Annotated in this window: 11 protein-coding genes; 8 read left to right on the top strand and 3 right to left on the bottom strand. The window is 61.1% G+C overall.

Annotated elements, in window-relative coordinates:
• Positions 1-45: 45 nt before the first annotated feature.
• Positions 46-2,448 carry an amylo-alpha-1,6-glucosidase gene (locus WM40_RS05800; protein WP_024905006.1) on the bottom strand — a complete coding sequence of 801 codons (2,403 nt, stop codon included), beginning with the start codon at positions 2,446-2,448 and terminating at the stop codon, positions 46-48.
• A gap of 347 nt (positions 2,449-2,795) precedes the next feature.
• On the opposite strand from WM40_RS05800, the gene WM40_RS05810 reads away from it, so the two are divergent.
• The 5 genes from WM40_RS05810 to dbpA all read left to right on the top strand — a co-directional run bounded on the left by WM40_RS05810 (position 2,796) and on the right by dbpA (position 8,062).
• A complete protein-coding gene (locus WM40_RS05810) occupies positions 2,796-3,656 on the top strand; it encodes a transporter substrate-binding domain-containing protein (protein ID WP_024905004.1) in 861 nt (286 codons plus the stop codon).
• A 119-nt stretch (positions 3,657-3,775) separates the two neighbouring features.
• Positions 3,776-4,441 (top strand): amino acid ABC transporter permease, encoded by a 666-nt coding sequence (locus WM40_RS05815; protein WP_024905003.1) that lies wholly within the window; start codon positions 3,776-3,778, stop codon positions 4,439-4,441.
• A gap of 344 nt (positions 4,442-4,785) precedes the next feature.
• Entirely contained in the window at positions 4,786-5,562 is a 777-nt protein-coding gene (locus WM40_RS05820; protein WP_036012135.1) for a DUF4118 domain-containing protein, read from the top strand.
• 3 nt (positions 5,563-5,565) lie between these two features.
• Positions 5,566-6,468, top strand: a complete 903-nt coding sequence (locus tag WM40_RS05825) for an alpha/beta hydrolase (RefSeq protein ID WP_036012132.1) — start codon at positions 5,566-5,568, stop codon at positions 6,466-6,468.
• 193 nt (positions 6,469-6,661) lie between these two features.
• Complete coding sequence (gene dbpA / locus WM40_RS05830; protein ID WP_036012142.1) at positions 6,662-8,062, top strand: ATP-dependent RNA helicase DbpA; 1,401 nt, start codon at positions 6,662-6,664, stop codon at positions 8,060-8,062.
• A 125-nt stretch (positions 8,063-8,187) separates the two neighbouring features.
• On the opposite strand, the gene WM40_RS05835 is transcribed toward dbpA, so the two are convergent.
• Positions 8,188-9,747, bottom strand: a complete 1,560-nt coding sequence (locus WM40_RS05835; RefSeq protein WP_236693406.1) for a cytochrome-c peroxidase — start codon at positions 9,745-9,747, stop codon at positions 8,188-8,190.
• A gap of 5 nt (positions 9,748-9,752) precedes the next feature.
• Entirely contained in the window at positions 9,753-11,417 is a 1,665-nt protein-coding gene (locus WM40_RS05840) for a phospholipase C (RefSeq protein WP_082102451.1), read from the bottom strand.
• A 491-nt stretch (positions 11,418-11,908) separates the two neighbouring features.
• On the opposite strand from WM40_RS05840, the gene WM40_RS05845 reads away from it, so the two are divergent.
• The 3 genes from WM40_RS05845 to WM40_RS05855 all read left to right on the top strand — a co-directional run bounded on the left by WM40_RS05845 (position 11,909) and on the right by WM40_RS05855 (position 14,705).
• Entirely contained in the window at positions 11,909-12,289 is a 381-nt protein-coding gene (locus tag WM40_RS05845; protein ID WP_024904998.1) for an ArsR/SmtB family transcription factor, read from the top strand.
• 62 nt (positions 12,290-12,351) lie between these two features.
• Positions 12,352-13,521: an MFS transporter gene (locus tag WM40_RS05850; RefSeq protein ID WP_024904997.1), complete on the top strand. Its 1,170-nt coding sequence runs from the start codon at positions 12,352-12,354 to the stop codon at positions 13,519-13,521.
• 131 nt (positions 13,522-13,652) lie between these two features.
• Positions 13,653-14,705 carry an alkene reductase gene (locus WM40_RS05855; RefSeq protein WP_046152408.1) on the top strand — a complete coding sequence of 351 codons (1,053 nt, stop codon included), beginning with the start codon at positions 13,653-13,655 and terminating at the stop codon, positions 14,703-14,705.
• The last annotated feature ends 65 nt before the right edge of the window (positions 14,706-14,770 follow it).

Raw genomic sequence — 14,770 nt, forward strand, 5'->3', positions numbered from 1 at the left:
CGGTATCCGCAGATACCGGGGGTATCGACCGTCCCTCGGGCCGTGCTACAGCAATGTCACCACCCGCGGCGCATCGGCAGGGGGATCGCGGTGCAGCTCGGCAGCGGTCGCTTCCGCGCTGGTCAGCACCGACGGCACGACGCGACCGTCGATCCGCGTAAAGCGCAGTGACACCGTCTTCGTGCCAACCGCCAGATCCTGGATCGTCAATTGTTCGACGCCCGGTGGCAGCTCCGGTCGCTGAATCAGCACCTCCTCACGCGCGGCGTCGATCTCCACGCCCAGGCAGGCCTGCAACAGCATGAACGGGGTGCCACAGGCCCACGCCTGGGGCAAGCACGCCACCGGATAGGCCGTCGGCGGTTCACCATGCATCCGCGGGAAACCGCAGAACAATTCCGGAAGCCGCAATTGGAAGCCAGTAGCCGCTTCATGCAATGTCTGCAACAACGTCACCGCGCTACGCTTGTCCCCATAGCGCGCCATGCCCCTCGCGCACAAGGCTGTGTCGTGTGGCCACACCGAGCCGTTGTGATAGGACATGGGGTTATAGCGGGCCTGATCCCAGGCCAGGGTGCGGATGCCCCATCCATTGTCGAAGGCACTGGCGCGTAATTGCGCGGCCACCGCCTGCGCCCGGTCTTCCCGCACTAACCCAAACGCCAACAGGTGCCCTGCGTTGGACGCACGAACGCGACACAATGCGCCATGGCCATCCACGGCGATACCGTAGAAGCGCTGTTCCTCCATCCAGAACAGCGTTTCGATCTTCTCGCGCAGGGCGGCCGCGCGCGCCGCGTAATCCGCGCCCGCGTCGTCGGCGATATCGGCATCACCCTGGTCCGCGCTCGCGCGCGTGGCCGCAAAGCGCGCCATCGTCTCCAGCGCCGCGCAGGCATAGCCCTGCACCTCGACCAGCGCGATTGGCCCATCCGGAAAACGACCATCGGCATGAAACACGGAGTCCTGGCTGTCCTTCCAGCCTTGGTTCGCCAGGCCGGAAGACTCGCCGCGCGCATACGCGAGCAAGCCGAGCGGGCTCTCATCGCACACCTGTGTGATCCACTTTGCCGCCAACGTCAGCGCCGGCCACAATTCGTCAATCAGCGCATGGTCGTTGGTGCGGGCCGCATACGCGCCGGCGAGCACGATAAACAGCGGTGTCGTGTCCACCCCGCCGTAATAATTCGCGAACGGCACCTCGCCGGTGGCCGACATCTCGTTCTTGCGCGTCTCGTGCAGGATCTTCCCCGGCGCCGCGTCCTGGAACGACGACGTTTCCTTGGCCTGCCGCGACGCCAGGAAACGCAGTACCCCGCGCGCCAGCGATGGCTGCAGCCAGAGCATCTGCAATGCGGTCAAAATGCCGTCGCGGCCGAAAGCCGTGGAAAACCACGGTATCCCGGCGTAAGGATAGGGACCTGTCGGCAGGTCCGACGTCAACAAGTCCAAATCCGCCTTTGACCGGGCGATCCATGCATCGAATAGCGTATTGCTGCTGCGCACGATGGCGCACTGATGGCGGCGATTGCGCATGGTCCGATGCGCCTCGACCAGCGCGTCTCGAAAGGCGCGACGCCCACGGTGTGGATGATGATGTGCCGCGGTCGCCAAAGCCTGCGTGACACGTGACACGCCCGTCGGCGCCGGCACGACATTCCCGCCGATCGTCGCCGCCCGCGTGACGTCACTGCCCACCGGGCGCATCGCTACGTCCACCGTCAGATACAGCGTGGTACAGCGATGCGGCTGCAACTCGATCAGGTAGTCTGCGCGATCCGCGCACAATGTCCGCGGGGCCGGCGAAAACATCAGTCGCACGGTCCGTTCGACGTTATCGCGGCCCGCGTAGTGCAATGTGACCACATCCGTCTCTACCTTCGGCGCGGACTGGGTACCGCGCTGAGCGCGGAGTCGGCCCCGCACCTCGAACATGTCCTTGAAATCGGCCCCGAACGCGATCGACAGCGGCACGGCTACTGGCCCGCTACCGAAATGCGAGAGCGCGATGGCCTCATGCACGCCGCAGGGCGTCAATACCCGCATGCGCTTGATGTGCACCACCCCCTTCGCCACGCGCTCGTCACCCAAGCCAGGGAGCGGCACGTTCGTCAAATGGGATGTAAAGACGGTATTGCCGTGATTGACGTTGCCCGAAAGCAACGCCGGTATTTCGTCCGCGACCGTCAAACTGAGCCGCGACAGCACCCGCATGTCGTCGACAAACAAGCCATCCTCGCCCCCTCCGATATCACCAAAAACATCGTTGACGATAAACGTGTCGTCCGACTTGAGAACAAAACGTGTGCCCAGTTGCGACCCGGACGGCCCGGTCTTCTCGACCGGGGCCTCTCCTTGTCCGGTGGTGCTAGAGCCGGCGGATAGGGCCGGAGCGTCGTCCTGCGGCGGCGACTCGGGCAAGGCGGAAGGAAAAGTGCGGTCGGTCATACAAGATCACTCCTGCGAAGCGGGTATCAATCTGGCCTGTGGCGTGGCGACGCGCGGCCCGGTGGCAGGCGCAAACAGACGTCGAAAGACGCGCACCGAGTAACTTGCGCCGCGGGTTTCGCCACGACATGTCCGATAGCGGACCTGCCATGACCCGACGGTATCACCAGCGATGCTTTTTGTCAGGGCGCTCCAACGCACTACAATGGCGCGGGCGACTTCACGCCACGCCGCGGGCAGATATCCGTGACCTAGGTGTGGCAATGTGCGCATTTTCGAGAAAATCGGCCGGGCTGACGGCAACGGCAGGCACGGCACGCTCCAACCAGACACGAAGAGGCATTCAGATGGTGACACGCAGGCGATGTATTTCGGGACTCGGCGCGGCGGCGGCAATAGCGGCTACGGGCGCAGGCGCGCTATTGCCGCAAGCCGCATGGGCGCAAGGCGCGGCCGGCGAAACATCGCTCGCGCGGGTCAAGCGCACCGGGGTGCTGCGGACCGGGTTCATCGCAGGTGCATCGCCCTATTTCGTCAAGTCGGTCGCCACCGGGGAGTGGCAGGGCTTCTGCGTCGATTTCGCGAAGCAACTGGCGCAATCGCTCGGTGTGAAACTGCAAGTCGTGGAGACCACCTGGGGCAATTCGGTGCTGGACCTTCAATCGAACAAGATCGATTGCATGTTCGGCCTCGCGCCCACTGAACAACGAATGAGGACGGTTGGCTTCACGGAGCCGTTATTTCGTAATACGTTCACGCTGGTGGCACGCAAGGGCTTCGATCCGAAGAGCTGGGATGACGTCAACAAGCCAGGCGTCAAGCTGTCCGTGGACGTGGGCTCGAACCAGGATACGTTCGCGACCGATAATTTGAAAAAAGCATCCATCCGTCGCTTCGAGACGTCAGGAGACGCGACCTTGGCGTTGCAGACCGGGCAAGTCGACGCACAAGTGCTTGTGGTGCTGTTGGCGACCAATGTACTGGCGAAGGCGCCGACCATCGGTCACCTGGTGATTCCGCAGCCGGCCAGCGGCGCGCCAACGTCTATCGGGGTGCAAAAGGAAACCGATCCAGGCCTGACGAACGTCATCAATGCCTGGCTGGCGAAAGCACATGCAAGCGGCGATATTCGCAAGACGATCCTCGCCAACATGCAAAAACTGGCCAATATCGCGCCAGATTCTTTCCCGAAGGAAGTGTCGTTCTGACGGTTGCTTGACGCGTGCATTCGAGGTCTGGCGACTGATGCGCGCGAATTTTCGCTGTCCCGTCTTGGGCGCGGGAGGCACCGCCCCTGCCCCCATCCGGTTGTCGCGTAGGAGTTGTCGTGTATCACTGGGATTTCGGGTCCATTTGGATCTATCGCTGGCTGCTGGCCCAAGGACTGCTGTACACGGTCCTGTTCACCCTCGTCTGCGTCGTGTTGGGTTTCGCCGCCGGCGTGCTGTCGGGGATGGGTCGCCGCTCGAAATGGAAATGCATCGCCTGGCCGATGCACGCGTACGTCGAACTGTTTCGCTGCACGCCGCTACTGGTGCAGTTGATCTGGTTCTACTACGCGCTTCCCATTCTGACCGGCATCGCGATGACGCCATCGATGGCGTCAGTACTCGCGTTGTCGCTTTACGGTGGCGCGTTTTATTCCGAGATCGTCCGCGGCGGTATCAATTCACTGGATCGTGGCCAGACCGAAGCGGGCCAGGTGCTCGGCATGAGCCATTGGCAACTGATGTGGCATATCATCCTGCCGCAAGCGTTCAAACGCATGCTGCCGCCGCTGATGAGCCAATCCATCATGCAGTTGAAGAACACTTCGCTGCTATCGGTACTGGCCGTACCGGACCTGCTGTACCAAGGGCAGTCGGCCGCGCACGATTCCTACCGACCGTTGGAAATCTATACCATCGTCGCGATCTGCTATTTCGTCGTGCTGTTCCCGGCCACGTTGCTGGTGCGCGTACTCGAAATCCGGCTGGCACGGCGCGGTCGCTGAACGGCTCATGATCAGGCGACAAGCCAAGGGGCCTGCTGTCTCAAAAATGTTGCAATCGGACCGCCACGCCGCGATGATTACGCACTATTTCTAACAATTCGCGGCGATTGTCCCTACTTTCCCTGATTTCCGGAGCATCAACCGCGACATCGTACTATCCTGTCCTCTCGGCCTGCACTGATCCTTGTGGGACATCGCCGGATTGCAATCTTGAAATCTCGGCTGACGCGAAGTAGGGCAACGCGACACGGGTACATCCCGTTTTGCCTTCCAATTCCTTTCATTGTCTTTCAAGCGCCACTTGTGCTTGTGCCGAGGCTCCTGTACTTCCCGTGACATTGCGCATGACCACGTCTTCGATCAAAAATGCCCGGCGCTGGGCGCCCGGTGGCAAGCGCGGCTGGTTTTTCGCCGCCATCGCCGTTATCGTGGCGACCGGCGTCCGGCTGTCGCTGCAACCACTGCTTGGTCCGGCGCGCCCGGATTTCGCGTTCTATATCGCCGCTGCGATCATCGAGTATTACTTCGGTCTTTGGCCCGCCATCGCGGTAATGACCACCGGCTTCGTCATTACGGACGTCATGTTCGTGCCGCCGTACGGCCAAATTCAGCAAATCGACAGAAACGACATCATCCTCGGCATCAGCTATCCATTGCTGGGGACGGTGATCATCGGGCTGATCGAGCGGCTACGGCGCGGCCAATATCATTCCGAGATGGTTGCCGCGGTGGCGCGCTGTCGTTACGAGATGCTGCTGCGTGCGGACAATGACCGTCTGCTGGCGCGGCGCGATGCCGGCGAAACGCATCGGCTGCTACGAATGCTTACCGAGAAAAACGACAAGCTCGTGTTCATTCAGGTCACGACACCGGATCAGATGCCCGGCGCAGCGGCGGCCATGCAGCCATGCGCGCGCTTTGACGACGTGCATCCTGACGACATCGCCCGACTGGGCAACCTGCCGACGCTCGGCGCGCAGAAAGTGCGACTACGCCGCGCGGCGACGCAGGAGGACCTAGCCCCTGATGGCACCGCCGCGCCAGCCGACCTTGTCGATGCGATTTGCGAGCGGTATACCACCCCGAACGGGCAATTTCTGATCTTGCGCCTGGAGGGCTGAGTCATGACCGGTGCTTCCATTCGTGCGGCCAAGCACACCATTGCGCCCATCCAATATACCGGCGACGGTCACGGCGTGTTGCTGTTGCACGGGCTGTCGAGCTCGCCGCTGGAAATGCGCTTTCTTGCCCGTGCATTGCATCGGGAAGGCTTCACCGTTGACGTGCCCGTCCTCGACGGCTACAGCCTGGACCCGGATGCCCCTACGCTGCAGCGGTGGATCGATGCCGCCACGCAAGCCTACGATGCGCTGGCTGCCCGCTGCGAGCGCGTATCCGTCTGCGGGCTCTCGATGGGCGCCACGTTGTCACTTGCATTGTTGCATGCGCGTCCCCAGGCGCAGGCACTTGCCTTGCTGTCCACGACGATTCACTACGACGGCTGGGCCATTCCCTGGTATCGCTTCCTCCTCGATTGGGCCTATCACACGCCGTTGCGTCATCTTTGGCGCTATCGTGAGAGTGAACCGTTCGGGTTGAAGAACGAGGCGCTGCGGACGAAAGTCGCGCGAGCGATGGAAAGCGGGCAGCTCAGCGAGGTGGGGCCCGCCACGATTTCGATGCCGGCGTTGCATACGGCGAACCAACTGGCGCGACATGTAAAGCGTGTGCTGCCGACGATCGAGCGCGATTGCCTGGTCGTGCACGCGATCGACGACGAGACGGCCAGCCCGAAGAATGCGCAAATGGTGACGGCCTCGATACGCTCGGCATTTCAGCGAATGATTTTTCTCGACGATTCCTACCATATGGTCACCGTCGACAACGAACGCGAGATCGTTGCTCGTGAAATCGTTGTATTTCTGCGCGAGAGCGAAGCGGCGTCACGGGCCGGCGGCACGAACGCCGCCGTGGTATCGAAGGCATTGGCGCGACGCTTGCGGCAATTGGCATCCATCGGGAAATAGCGGGCGGTTCGGGGAATCTGCTACCCTTGCGGCCTTGAGGTGTGCGGACAGCGCGGCGTGTGCTGCCATCGTGGCCACCGCCGCCCTTTGCCGCAGCCGTCGCGGCGCCTCGCCGCCCGTCCGAGAATCGACCATCATGACCGCCCCCGTCCCGCCCGTCACCACCGACCTTTCGGCCACGCCCGTCGACACCCTGGCCGCTGTTCCGGCGGCCCTGCGTTTCGATACGCTGCCACTCTCCGCCTCGATGCGCGAAAATCTGGCGCGAATGGGTTATCACGCCATGACGCCCATTCAGGCGCAAAGCTTGCCGCTGACACTGGCCGGGCATGACCTGATCGCGCAGGCGCAGACCGGCAGCGGCAAGACCGCCGCCTTTGCGCTTGCCCTGCTCGCGCACCTGGAGACCCGCTACATGAGCGATCCACAGGCGCTGGTGCTCTGTCCCACGCGGGAACTCGCCGATCAAGTCGCTCAGGAAATCCGGCGTCTGGCGCGAGCGGAAGAAAATATCAAGGTGCTGACGCTGTGTGGCGGCGTGACGATGCGGCCGCAGATGGCCAGCCTCGAACACGGCGCGCACATCGTCGTGGGAACGCCGGGCCGGATCATCGATCATCTGGCACGCGGCTCGCTCAGAGTGGATTCGTTGCGCACGCTGGTACTGGATGAAGCCGACCGGATGCTCGACATGGGCTTCTACGACGACATCGCCGGCATTGCACAGCAGTGTCCGGCGAAACGCCAGACACTGCTGTTTTCCGCGACCTATCCTGAAGGCATCGGCAAGCTGAGCCGCCAGTTTCTGCGCGATCCGCGTGAAATCAAGATCGATGCCCCGCATGCACCAACGAAGATCCGCCAGCGCTATATCGAGATCGATGCCGACTCGCGTCTTCCCGCCATCGCGCAAGTGCTGATGCATTTCCGTCCGGTCAGTGCGATTGCCTTTTGCAACACCAAGCGGCGCTGTACCGAGGTGGTCGAGTATCTCCGCGGCACAGGCCTGGAAGCGATGGCGTTGCACGGCGACCTGGAGCAGCGGGATCGGGATCAGGTATTGATCCAGTTCTCGAATCGGAGTTGCACGGTGCTAGTGGCAACCGACGTCGCCGCGCGCGGACTGGATGTCGCGGATCTGGAATTGGTGATCAATGTCGACGTGACGCCGGACCCGGAAATACACGTCCACCGCATTGGCCGGACCGGACGCGCGGACCAGCAAGGAACTGCCGTGACGTTGGCCGCCGGTGAGGAGATCGCGCGCGTGGCCGCGATCGAGCGGCAAAGCGGTCAGGATGCGAAATGGGAAACGCTGGACCAGCTGCCCGCCGATAATTCGACCCGCCTCCTGCCGCCGATGGCGACGCTGCAGATTCTGGGCGGACGCAAGGAAAAGATCAGGCCCGGTGACGTGCTGGGCGCATTGACGAAGGACGCGGGTTTCGCCGGCGACCAGATCGGCAAGATCAACGTCACCGAGTTCTCGACCTATGTCGCCGTAGGCCGGGACATCGCCAAGGAGGCCGCAAAGCGGCTGAATGCCGGCACGATCAAAGGCAAGACCGTGCGCGTCAGATTGTTGCGCGACTGAATCGTCGACAACACCGAACCTGCCACGCAGGCAAAACGGGCCGAAAGCAGCATCCGTTCGGCCCGTTTTCATTCATGCGAAGGTACCGGCACCGATCGCCCCGGCATCAAGCGCTGCCCGCTCCGTTACTTCGCGGCCTGCTCCGGTTGATAGCCATCGTTCAGCGTCCCGAGGAAGGCGATCACATCCTTGATCTCGCCGTCATTCAGCGCCGGCGCATCGCCGTGCTTGCGATCGAACGGCGCGTCGGCCACATCGACATTCTTCTTGTATCTGGCGGGCAAGTCGTTATACACGTCCAACTTGCCATTCTTGCCCTTTGGATACCAGCGCGCGGGATCGGTCTCGCGCTGTACATAGAAGTGCATTACATCGTCAATGGAATGGAACACGCCGTTGTGGAAAAAGACCTTCCTGGATAACACATTGCGCAACGTCGGCGTCTTGAAGAGACCACAGTAGGCATCCACATGCGTATAGTCCTTGCGAACCGGACCGCACAAACCAAGGTCGTAGTAATGCGGATTCCGGTTAGCCGCGATTTCCATGTTACGCGGCGCACCGAATGCCTCGAACTGAAAATCCGTGAAAACCGGCGGGAACTTACCGTCCACCGATGGCTTGTCGATATGGCATGACGAGCAATTTCCCTTGTTCGGATCTTCAAATAGCTTCAGCCCGCGCATCTCCTGCTCGGATAACGTGGCCTTGCCGGCCAGGTAGTAGTCGTACTTGCTGTCGTATGGATGGAAACTCGGGTCTTCCAATTGATATCGCGTCAATGCAAACAATGCTTCGCTGATGGCAAGATGTTCATCATCGAAGATACGGTCGCCGAATAATTGCTTGAACTTGGCCGCATACGGCAAGTCACGCAGCTTGCTGACCACTTCCGAGGCATTCTTGTTTGCCATCTCATGGGGATCGAGCAGGGGACCGGTGGCTTGATCCTGGAACGTATCGATGCGACCGTCCCAGTCGAAGCCCCCCTGCGGCACATTGTTCGCTGCCGCCTGCTGTGCCGCCGCCGCAGCGCCAGTCGGGTTCCCCCCCTTCGCCACCGACGCCACCTTGACGTCGCTCACCGGCGCGGCCGGTGCAGCCGTGGCGACATCGGTATCAGGCACGGAACTGTTCGGTCCGATCGTGAAATCCGGATTGTGTTCGAGATACTTCAAGGAGGGCACCGCGCGGGCACCCTGCTTTTGCATATCGAGACCACCCAGCTGGACGGCAAGGCCATTCGGCGGTCCATAGGCATGCGACGGATCATGGCAAGAGGCACAGGCCATCTTGCCCGACCCGGACAGCGACTTCTCAAAGAACAACTGCTTGCCCAACTGCGCCATGGCGCTGAGCGGGACCGGGTGATCCCGCCAAGGCGCCGCGTCGTATGGCACGCTTGCGCCCTTGGCAGGCGCCGCAGCGCGCAGTACCGCATCCGGCGCCACGGACGGCGCGGCCGAATCGCCGGTCGACGGCTTGGATGCGGAGGGCGCGGCGGCCTGCGTGTTCGATGTCACGTCGGACGAGACCGACGAGGGTGCCGCGGCACGAACAGCCGATTGCGGCGCCGCGTTGCCGCCATCATGTTGTTGCCCACAGGCCGCCAGCAGGACGCTCACAAGTAGCGATTGCATGGCGCCCAGGGTGACGGCGATGCGCCGCCGAGCAAGAATCATCATTGTTGTCAGCTCGAAACTTGCAGGCCCGTACCGGTATCCAGGAACAACTTCTGCGTGGCGCCGTTGTTCGAGAAATCGAACATGTTCTCGATCGTGCCGGCTTTCGCATCGAAAGAGCCTTGACCAATACGTTGACCCGAAAGCCAGTTGTCCTCGATAAAGCGCAGCACGGACGTCTGGTCGGTCAGCGTGTGGTCGATGTAGTTGGACTTCGCATACGGCGAAACCACCAGTAGCGGCAGGCGCGGGCCATAGCCGCAACGGCCATTGACAGGCGAACCATTGACCCCGTTCAGTGGCGAGCCCGACCCGCAGGTTGACGTGCCGTTCAGCGAATCCAGCGTCGAGAACGACGGGTTCACGATTTGATACGCGTGGTCGTACCAACCGTCCGAGTCGTCGTAGGCCAGGATCACCGCCGTGCTGCTCCAGTCCGTTTGCTTTTGCAGGAAGTTGATGACCGTGGTCACGAATACCTGCTCATCCAGCGGGTCCGAGTTGCCGGCGTGGGCATCCTGGATCGCGGGGGCTTTCAGGAAACTGACCGACGGGAAGTTGCCCGCCGCCACGGCCGTGAAGAAGTCATCGGTGTCGTATTGGTGATTCGCGGCATCGGTATAACCGATCATCGCGGTCGACGTCGGCCGTGCGTGCGTCGGGTTCGCGGTGGAGGCGTAGTATTGGAACGGCTCGTGGTGAGGCACGTAATCGCTCTTGTAGCCTCCCACCACCGACGAGTACGACGAGCGCTGGCACCCGGTCGTGCCGTTCGGATTCGTCTTCGTGCGGTCGAAGCCGCCCTCGAACCAGCCCCAGGTGATGTTGGATGCATTCAAAACATCGCCGATGTTCTTGCCGCTCATTGACACGGTCGCGTTCGTCGTCGACGAGCAGGCATCCCCGGTTGGGTCCGGATCACCGATAACCGTATAACCGGCTTGTCCATCCGCCACCGTGTAGCCGGACGTCACAGACGCCGCCGCAGGCGTGGTGGAGGACGACAAAGCAGCCGTCGCGCCGTTCGTCTGACCCGAAATCAGGTTCAGCGCACCAGGGGTCGACGGGCCGAACTGGGTGTTGAACGAGTTGTCGTTCATCGCGAAATGCTGCGCGTAGTTCCACAGCCCGGTGACCGTGTTGCCATCGAAGTAACCCATCACCAGGCCGGTGGTGGCATAAGTGGCGGACCCGATCGCGCCGGCCCTGCCCGTGTACTTCGGGAACAGGTCCATTGCCAGATTGTCGAATGCCTGCTGTTCCGGACCGTAGTTATGATTCATCGACGCCGTGTAGGCCTGCGACCGATCCAGGCGGAACGGGTTTGACGCGCCGGTACCGTTGGCCGTGTTCGTGTAGTTCGGGTTAGCGGTCAACAGCGACGCATTCGCCGTGTAGTTGTTCGCCGCAGGCGTGCCCGTCAACGCCGTGAACACCGGCTCGCCTTCTGGATTCGACGCATTCGGATACGTACCGAAATAGTGATCGTATGAGATGTTTTCGCCAAAGATCACCACAACGTGCTTGATCGGCGTCTTTGTCGCCAGCGCGTCTTGCGCGCTGAGACTCACGGTCGCAGGATGCCCATTCGAACCACCACAGGCGGCCAGAATGCCCGCCGCCATGGCGATAGAGAGTCCTGCCGCAATGGCAGTCGTTTTAATGCGTGGCATGTTTTCCTCGGATTCCCGATGTCTGGAGAGCGTCTTGTGGGGAAATGCGCGGAAAGGGTATCGACAATAAAAGGCCCCCTCATGACGAATTGCTGACGCAATCCTTTCTAACAATGCACATTGGCTGACAGTTGTGCGACGTTTATTCAAGAATCGTGCCCTTGAGTGAAAGGCTTCGGCAGGTATGGCGAAGGTTTTCTTACACTTCACCGACATCGGATAGCGAGAGAATCCCCTGACGCCGATGGTGTTTTCACTTATATCGTAGAATCACGATATGAACTTCGTGACTTAACGATATACGTCGCATCGCGTTGCGCTTCGGCCGCCTGCGTCCCCACGAGTGCAATGGAAAAAGTTGTAGGTCCGTCATTCTTTTTGCATCGGGCGGTGGCATCCGCGGGCTACAGCGCGGTGCCGAACCATGGCGATATCTTTCAAAGCGATTACATGACACCAAAATGGCGCGTTCCACGGTAATAACGAAAGGCATGACAAGAAAAGACAACGGTAGCGCCGCGAAGGCATCGGGCAATGGCAACTCGGTTGCACGACAGCACGCGGACGCAAACGATCCCGATCTCGAAGTGGTGCTGAAGGCGTTGAGTCATCCGTTGCGACGCCAGATTCTTGCGTGGCTCAAAGACCCGGGCCAGGAGTTTCCAGCGCAGACGCATGCGCGTGAACTCGGGGTCTGCGCAGGCCAAATCGACGCGCGTGCCGGGATCTCGCAGTCCACCGTCTCCGTGCATCTGGCCACGCTCGTTCGCGCCGGCCTGATTACGTCAACCCGCTTCGGGCAATGGCATTTCTTCCGCCGCGATGATGATGCGATAGCCGCCTTCAAACAGCGGCTCGACGATTTGATCTGAGCTGGCTGTCACAATCGCAACATCGCGTGGTTAGTCTGTTTCACTTTTTAGTGTTCCTTATCATGCCAATTGCCTTATTTGTCCTTGCCCTTAGCGCCTTTGCGATCGGCACCACGGAATTCGTCATCATGGGCTTGCTGCCTGACGTCTCGCGCAGCCTCGATATCTCGATTCCCAGCGCCGGATGGCTCATCAGCGGATATGCGCTGGGCGTTGCCATCGGCGCGCCGATCATGGCGCTGCTTACCGCCCGGCTAGCTCGGAAGCGCGCGTTGCTGATGCTGATGGGCATCTTCATCATAGGCAATGTTCTGTGCGCGGTCGCCCCCGACTATGGTTTCCTCATGATCGCGCGCGTGATCACGTCGCTCTGCCATGGCGCGTTCTTTGGCATTGGCTCCGTGGCCGCAGCGAACCTGGTGGCACCCAACCGTCGCGCACAAGCAGTATCGTTGATGTTCACCGGGCTGACCCTGGCCAACGTGCTGGGCGTGCCGCTTGGTACCGGACTGGGTCAAGCAGCCGGATGGCGTTCGCCATTTTGGGCCGTTGCCGTCATCGGCGTGATGTCACTCCTTGGTTTGTGGCGCGTGTTGCCGGTCAACAAGAACGAACCTCGTATCGATCTGCTTTCCGAGATAGGTGGGCTCAAGAGCATTGGCGTGCATTGCGCATTGCTGACCACCACGCTGTTTTCGGCCGCGATGTTCGCGCTGTTCACGTATATCGCGCCGATGTTGGAGCAGATCACGCATGTATCACCGCGGACGGTGACATGGACCTTGTTCGTGATCGGTATCGGCCTGACGGTTGGAAACTACATCGGCGGCCGCATGGCGGATGCGTCACTGGGACGCACGTTGATCCTGGCCTTCATTGGCATGGTGTTGACCAGCGTCGCGTTCTTCTGGACCAGTGTCGGGATGGTGGGGGCGATCATCACGCTGGCCCTATGGGGCATTGTCACGTTCGGCGCGGTGCCGGCGCTGCAGATCAATGTGATGACATTCGGCAAGGATGCGCCCAACCTGATCGCCACGCTGAACATCGGCGCGTTCAATATCGGGAATGCGTTAGGGGCGTGGGTTGGTGGGACCGTCATCGCGCGAACACATGAATTGCACTATGTACCTATTGCAGCCGCGGGGCTCGCCATTTGCGCATTGCTGGCGACATTGCAGTCACTGCGGATTGCACGATCCACGGGCCTCGCCGTAGCAACAGGCGCGTGAATTAGATTGAAATGCGGCAATAGGCGTGGCGTATGCCTTGCTTGCTTGCTTGAAAAGTATTCCCTTGTGGCATGTGACGCGGTGTCTATTGGCACCGTATGTCTTTTAAGTTTTCCCTAAAGGAGTGTGCAATGACATCGTTATTCGATCCGATTCAAGTAGGTGCACTGTCCCTGCCGAACCGCGTTTTCATGGCGCCATTGACGCGTTCGCGCGCAGGCGACAGCCGCGTGCCGAATGCCTTGATGGCCGAGTACTATGCGCAGCGTGCGTCGGCGGGGATGATCCTCACTGAAGCGACCTCCATCAGTCCGCAGGGTGTCGGATATGCCGGCACCCCTGGCATCTGGAACAATGACCAAGTGGGCGGTTGGCGTCAGGTGACCGACGCCGTGCATGCGAAGGGCGGACATATCCTGATGCAGCTCTGGCACGTCGGCCGCATTTCGCATTCCCGCTTCTTGAATGGCGCGTTGCCGGTAGCACCGAGCCCGATTGCGGCGGGCGGACACGTGAGCCTGGTGCGTCCAATCACCGCGTTCGAAACGCCGCGCCCACTGGATGCGTCGGAATTGCCGGGGATCGTCGCCGATTACCGGCGCGCTGCGGAAAATGCCAAGGCGGCCGGCTTCGACGGCGTGGAAGTGCACGGCGCCAACGGCTATCTGCTTGATCAGTTCCTGCAAGACAGCACGAACCAGCGGGATGACGATTATGGTGGCTCGGTTGAAAACCGCGCACGTTTGGCATTGGAAGTGACCGACGCCTGTATCGATGTCTGGGGGGCGGATCGTGTGGGGATGCATTTGTCGCCGCGCGGCGATATGCACACGATGGGCGATAGTGATCCCCTGGCAGTGTTTTCGTATCTGGCCACCGAACTGGGCAAGCGTCGTATCGCGTTTATCGCCGCCCGCGAATCACTGGGTGAAAAACGTATCGGACCTGCGCTGAAGAAAGCGTTCGGCGGTGTGTATGTGTCGAATGAAAAGTTCAACCGGGATACGGCGCAGCAGGTAATTGATGCAGGTGACGCAGATGCGGTCGCGTTCGGCGTGCCCTTTATCGCGAATCCGGATCTGCCCGCGCGGCTGAAAGCCGGTGCCCCGCAGAATGAAGCACGGCCGGATCTGTTCTACACGTCAGGCGCTGAGGGCTATACGGATTACCCGGCACTCGCATAAGGAGGGTCGACCAAGAAACGTTGATACGTGCCGACCGGCTTTACGTTCGGCACGCCACCCTGCTC

The sequence above is a fragment of the Robbsia andropogonis genome (genome assembly GCF_000970345.1).
GTDB classification, from domain to species: Bacteria; Pseudomonadota; Gammaproteobacteria; order Burkholderiales; family Burkholderiaceae; genus Robbsia; species Robbsia andropogonis.

Coding starts and splice junctions, on each gene's coding strand:
- WM40_RS05800 (WP_024905006.1), bottom strand. CDS start 2,448: ATGACCGACCGCACTTTTCCTTCCGCCTTGCCCGAGTCGCCGCCGCAG.
- WM40_RS05810 (WP_024905004.1), top strand. CDS start 2,796: ATGGTGACACGCAGGCGATGTATTTCGGGACTCGGCGCGGCGGCGGCA.
- WM40_RS05820 (WP_036012135.1), top strand. CDS start 4,786: ATGACCACGTCTTCGATCAAAAATGCCCGGCGCTGGGCGCCCGGTGGC.
- WM40_RS05825 (WP_036012132.1), top strand. CDS start 5,566: ATGACCGGTGCTTCCATTCGTGCGGCCAAGCACACCATTGCGCCCATC.
- WM40_RS05835 (WP_236693406.1), bottom strand. CDS start 9,747: ATGATGATTCTTGCTCGGCGGCGCATCGCCGTCACCCTGGGCGCCATG.
- WM40_RS05840 (WP_082102451.1), bottom strand. CDS start 11,417: ATGCCACGCATTAAAACGACTGCCATTGCGGCAGGACTCTCTATCGCC.
- WM40_RS05845 (WP_024904998.1), top strand. CDS start 11,909: ATGACAAGAAAAGACAACGGTAGCGCCGCGAAGGCATCGGGCAATGGC.
- WM40_RS05850 (WP_024904997.1), top strand. CDS start 12,352: ATGCCAATTGCCTTATTTGTCCTTGCCCTTAGCGCCTTTGCGATCGGC.
- WM40_RS05855 (WP_046152408.1), top strand. CDS start 13,653: ATGACATCGTTATTCGATCCGATTCAAGTAGGTGCACTGTCCCTGCCG.